5 protein-coding genes and 1 pseudogene are annotated in these 4,974 nt (G+C 63.2%); 1 reads left to right on the forward strand and 5 read right to left on the reverse strand.

Annotation, left to right across the window (positions count from 1 at the left end):
- Positions 1 to 415: 415 nt before the first annotated feature.
- The 3 genes from GNZ21_RS12445 to GNZ21_RS12455 form a co-directional block, all read right to left on the reverse strand.
- Positions 416 to 1,036: a class I SAM-dependent methyltransferase gene (locus GNZ21_RS12445; RefSeq protein WP_157324841.1), complete on the reverse strand. Its 621-nt coding sequence runs from the start codon at positions 1,034 to 1,036 to the stop codon at positions 416 to 418.
- Between the two features lie 268 nt (positions 1,037 to 1,304).
- On the reverse strand, positions 1,305 to 2,813 hold the full coding sequence (locus tag GNZ21_RS12450; RefSeq protein ID WP_188503866.1) for a multicopper oxidase family protein: 1,509 nt from the start codon (positions 2,811 to 2,813) through the stop codon (positions 1,305 to 1,307).
- Positions 2,810 to 3,082: an SHOCT domain-containing protein gene (locus GNZ21_RS12455; RefSeq protein ID WP_308805477.1), complete on the reverse strand. Its 273-nt coding sequence runs from the start codon at positions 3,080 to 3,082 to the stop codon at positions 2,810 to 2,812. The genes GNZ21_RS12450 and GNZ21_RS12455 overlap by 4 nt, the downstream gene beginning before the upstream one ends.
- A 55-nt stretch (positions 3,083 to 3,137) precedes the next feature.
- Here GNZ21_RS12455 and GNZ21_RS12460 point away from each other — a divergent pair, with 55 nt between their 5' ends.
- Positions 3,138 to 3,419, forward strand: a complete 282-nt coding sequence (locus GNZ21_RS12460; RefSeq protein ID WP_268234891.1) for a PQQ-dependent sugar dehydrogenase — start codon at positions 3,138 to 3,140, stop codon at positions 3,417 to 3,419.
- A gap of 1 nt (position 3,420) precedes the next feature.
- Here GNZ21_RS12460 and GNZ21_RS12465 read toward each other — a convergent pair whose 3' ends face one another.
- Positions 3,421 to 4,161: a TVP38/TMEM64 family protein gene (locus tag GNZ21_RS12465; protein WP_229659635.1), complete on the reverse strand. Its 741-nt coding sequence runs from the start codon at positions 4,159 to 4,161 to the stop codon at positions 3,421 to 3,423.
- A gap of 212 nt (positions 4,162 to 4,373) precedes the next feature.
- Positions 4,374 to 4,620: pseudogene (locus GNZ21_RS12470) on the reverse strand (transposase); the annotation flags it as partial.
- Between the last annotated feature and the right edge of the window lie 354 nt (positions 4,621 to 4,974).

Here is a 4,974-nt window from a genome sequence, read left to right on the forward strand (position 1 = left end):
CTCCATGTCTTCCTGGGCTTCCACCGCGTCAGCTACACGCTTACCGATAACCCCGTAACCATTCACCGCAACTTTGATCGTATCCTGCATGCTCGTCTTCCTTCCCAGCTTGAGTTCCTTATGTAATTCCGACCCTCATCCGGCAACGATCGAAGGCGTTGTCCGGAGGCCGTTGAAAGTGGACTCCGCCGCGGATCCCGGCGGAGGAAGCCATGGGGAGCGAAGATGGCGCGCCACCCGCGGAGCCGTTGCGACCAAAAGCCGCAATGAGAGCGTTGGGTCTCCTCAAAATGCTCCTTGGCCTAGCGCGTTCGGGTGGCTTCATAAGTCATGTTATACCCCAGAGGGTAACGTCAACAGTCGAGCCCATTCATTGCTGAGGCGCCCTGTGGTGTTCTCATCTGCTAATGATCACTTACGGGGTTTCGGTGTTGAGGTCGGCGACCACTGGCGTGTACGCCTTGCGGGAGGCGAAGCGCAACACGAGACCACCGTACGAATACCGCACGGAAACTGGTTCAAAGCCGGCCTGGGCCAAGACCGCTTCTAGTTGTCCGTGCTCAATGAGTCGGTGTGGGGATCGGTCGATCAGGTGGGCCAGTGTTGTCATCCGTGAGGCGACCAGGTCATATCCAAGGAACAGCCCTCCTGGTCGCAGGACACGGGAGGCTTCGCTTACAGCGCTTTCCCAGTCGATCACGTGGTGAAGCATGAGGAAACTCGTCACGACGTCGAAAGACTCATTGTCATAGTGCAGGTGTGTGGCGTCGGCTTGCTCCGCCGTGGTCTGCGGTAGGCGTGCTAGCCCGTGTCGTGCCGCGCGGACCATGGTGGGGTCAAGGTCGGTCACCGTGAGGTGTACCTGCCGATTCGTGCGGGCAAGTTCTGCGGCCATAGTGCCACTCCCACCACCGATCTCGAGCACCTCACCTGTCAACGCGAATCCTTGGGTGCTCCATGGGAGCATCCGGCGAGCCACGTGCCTCCAGGGTCCGCTGCGGCAGAGTAGCCCTTCAAGAGCGGACATGGTCGGCATGTTGGTGAGCTTTCCTGAGCAACTGGTGGGTCCCACGATAGGTTCAGGCGAGTCGCCGGGAGACGCGGTCCGTGGCACCCCATTGAGTGCCTAGGATCTCATGGTCGAACGAGTGGCAGCTAGGCCTCCTGTCCAAGCCGCCAGTAACAGAACGAGAGTGCACAACTGGGCTTTCGCGCGTTACTGAAAGCAGTTGGTGTCTTCCTTCTGCTTCCTTAGTCGGTGGCTGGGCGGGACGTCCACCACTGTGTCCTTCACTTGAGTTCGGTCAGCGGGCTTCGACGGTGCCCATCATGCCTTGGTCTTCGTGGTCGAGGATGTGGCAGTGGTAGACGGTGCGCCCAGGGAAGTCATCGAAGGCGATGAGTACCTTCACGTTCCCGAAAGCCGGGACGTTGACAACGTCTTGCCATCTCGGTTCGGACAGCTCGCGGTCCCCATCGTCGATGATCTGCATGGGCCACACGTGCAGGTGGACGGGATGGTCCATGGGGCTTGAGTTAGTCAGGGTCCATTGCTCCACAGTCCCGGTCGCCACCGAGATGTCTGTCCTGTCCGGATCGAACTCCTGACCGTTGATGGTGAAGGTCATCATGGTGGTCGCCTCGTCACGCCCTCCACCGCCCATCATCGGCCGATCGCCTCCCATGCCCCCGGCCATGCCCATGGCGAAGTCCACGGTGCGGGTGGCGACGACCGGCTCCTTCCGCAGATCTCGCAGGGCTGGGCCCCGCGACACAGGCGCGAGCCTCGTGGCGGGGGCCCCGGACACCTCGAGAGTGAGCAGTCTGATTGGTTCGTCGTTGCCGGGCTCGTTGTCACCCATCATGGCCCCGCCCATCATGGCGCCCATGCCGCCGCGGTCCACCGGTGCCGCGACCAGGGCCGAGGAGCCCTCGGTGGCTTCAACGAGCAGTTCAATGCGGTTGCCGGGGGCGATGATCACTTCGGTGACCTCCTCGGGGGTCGGCAGCCGCCCGAGGTCGCGGCTGAACAGGCGGACCTGCTGTCCGGCCAACTGCAGCCGGAGGTAGCGCGAGGGGCAGGCATTGACAATCCGCCAGCGCTCCCGCTCCCCCGGCGCGGCGGTGATCTGCGGGCGGAATTGTCCATTGACCAGGACCAGCTCACCTTCCCGGCCCACCATCTGCTGCATCTGATTGACTTCAGCGAGGTTACCGGAAGCGTCCAGAGTCAGGTCCGAGATCACCATGACCCGCTCCCGGGTCACCGCGACAGGCTCCGGGTCCTCCACGATGATGGCTCCGTAGAGGCCGGCCCCGACCTGCTCGGCCACGTGACCGTGGCGGTGCGGGTGGTACCAGTAGGTACCTGGCGGGTGGTCGGCGGGCAGGGCGAACTCGTAGTCGAAGGACTCGTCGGGGTCAATGCTCACGAACGGGTTATCACCGTTGCCTTCCGAAGACACGTGTAACCCGTGCACGTGCAGGTTCGTCGGCGTCCGAAGCTGGTTATGCATCGCTACCCCGATCGTGTCCCCCGGGGCCACGTGCAAGGTCGGTCCGGGCAGGGAGTCGTTGAAGGCCTGCACGAAGGCTTCCCGTCCACCGACCTCTATACGTGCCGGTGCGGCGATCAGGTCCAGTTCCAGCACGCCGTCGCGGCTGACCAACGTCTCCGGTTGGATCAAGTCTGCACCGCCGGTGAGACGAGGGCCGCCGGTGGTGGTCCACCACAGTCCGGCTCCGCCCACGACGATGGCCCCTGCCCCGGTCGCGCCCAGGACCAGCAGTTGCCGGCGCGTCAACGAGCTCACCGGCCGTCCTCCTCCAGGGTCCGAAGCCGTTCCTGATATTCCTCGGTGTCGATCTCGCCGCGTGCGTAGCGCTCATCGAGGATCACCCGCGCCCGGCCAGGGCCTGCGCCTACCTCACCGGTGGCGCCGGATCCAGCGGTGGTGGAGGATCCGCCGGTGAAGGCCTTCACCACTACGATCACCAGCAAGATCACCCCGAGGAGCACCAGCAGGCCGAAAATCCACATCTGCACCATGCCGCCCGTACCGCCCCAGTCCATCATGAGCATGCTCCTCGTCTCTGGTAGTGCAAGGTCACACTTTCGATAGTACGTCCGCCTCGTCGTGGCTGGTCCCCGTCAGTCTCGATCGTTCGCGCCTGCGATCTCGCCGGGTAACCTGATGATCTATCAGGGCGAGCTCTTCACCGAGTGGCAGGACAGTGCCTTCCTCGGCGGCCTCTCCGGTGAGAACCTAGTCCGGGTGGAGCTGGACGGTGAGAGCGCCGAACCGGCCCAGGAGTGGGACTTCGGTGAGCGGATCCGCGAAGTGGAAGAAGCGCCCGACGGCGCGGTGTGGATCGCCACCGACTCCGGGGCATTGATGGAACTGCGCCCCGACCAGTAGTTCAGCGCCGCTCTTCGCCGTCGTCGGTGTCTTGGTGGTCGTCGTCGGAAGGCTTGGGTTTCCAGGCTCGGCGCCACCTGAGGTAGAACACCACTGTGAGGACCAGAACCACCGCCCAGGCGATGAGCACCCAGATGCCGGCGATCACCCCTGGTTCTGCGATGAAGTTCCCCACTGCTACCAGTGAGGTCTGGCCCGGGGTCATAGCGAGCAGGCTGGCGGGAACGTAGACCGCGGTGCTGAGGCCGAAGGCGCCGCTGCCGTAGTTGACCGGCCAGTAGGGCAGCCCGGGCAGCAGGCGCAGGGTGGTGACCGCTTCGAAGCCGGCGCTGCTCAGCTGCCCCTCGACCCGGGATCGGTAGCGCCCCAACAGCCGTTTGACGGTGCGCTTTCCCAGCCCTCGGGCCAGCCAGTAGGCGCCCCATGACCCCAGGAACACTCCGATGATGGAGAGCACGCTGCCGATGGCCAGCCCGAAGAGCAGCCCGCCGGTGACCGCCATGATCGTCACCGGTATCGGAGTCAGCGCGACGATCGCATAGAGCGCGATGAAGACCAGCCACCCGGCCCACCCGAACTCAGCGATCGATGCCTGCAGCTGGTCGGCAGGAGGCAGGTCCACGTTGAACGCCACCCAAACCATCACCAGCAGCACCACGACCAGAGCGGCGTTGCGCAGTCCACCGACCCAGGTCGGTTCTGAGTCGGGTGCGTCGTCACCCTTGTGGGGGCTCAGTGACATGCCCGTTATGCTATCGGGTGGCCCCAAGCAGGTCCCGGCACTGCTGTGCGGTGTCGGCGAATCGCGGTGGGCGGATCATTGAGGCATCGACCAACCCCGCAGAGGCCAATCACATGATGGAGCAGCTGCGCACCGGGTAGGACTTTCTGGCGGCAGCCTACCCCGACCGCATCAACCCCTACTTATAAACCCCGCACACAAACTACTTGACAAGCCCTCAGCTTCGCCAGGATGTCATCCCAGGTGCCGCTAGCCGCCGGTGCCATGTCCATACCGTCTGCCACGGACCGAAGACCTCTGGCAGACCCGCCAAGCGATCCCACACCTGTATCGGTAGATAATGTCCTCGACCACCATGCGGGCATCAGCGAAGAGCCGGCCTTTTACGGCCTGTGGCTTGGGCAACTGATCTGCGATCAGCTCCCACTGAGTATCCGCATGCACCTGCAACCGAGACATACCCTCCAGACTCCCAACCAACTGCTCACACAATTCTCAGACACGCCCTGGGCTGAGGCTGCTGACAAGCACTCAGTTGCCGATAGGAGGAGGAGCCACGTCCTTGCCGCGCTGGGCCTCTTGGACCTTGTCTTTGGGGACTGTCAGGATGATCGAGGCGATGGCGACCAGCACCATGAACACGTTAAACATCAGTCCCACTGCACCGCTGAAGCGTAGGGCGACATTGTCCTGGTTTCCGATGGCTACTACACGGCGTCATCGCCTGGACCAGACAGTTATCAGACACACCCTAGTGTCGTGCGTCAGTAATTCGTTGGATTAGTTGTAGAATGGGGTATGCCACGAACTGGA

The organism is Nesterenkonia alkaliphila (assembly GCF_009758175.1).
In the GTDB taxonomy this organism is placed as follows: domain Bacteria; phylum Actinomycetota; class Actinomycetes; order Actinomycetales; family Micrococcaceae; genus Nesterenkonia; species Nesterenkonia alkaliphila.

Excerpts from the sequence above, each read along its gene's own strand:
- GNZ21_RS12465 (WP_229659635.1), bottom strand. The coding sequence starts at position 4,161 with ATGTCACTGAGCCCCCACAAGGGTGACGACGCACCCGACTCAGAACCG.
- GNZ21_RS12455 (WP_308805477.1), bottom strand. The coding sequence starts at position 3,082 with ATGCTCATGATGGACTGGGGCGGTACGGGCGGCATGGTGCAGATGTGG.
- GNZ21_RS12445 (WP_157324841.1), bottom strand. The coding sequence starts at position 1,036 with ATGCCGACCATGTCCGCTCTTGAAGGGCTACTCTGCCGCAGCGGACCC.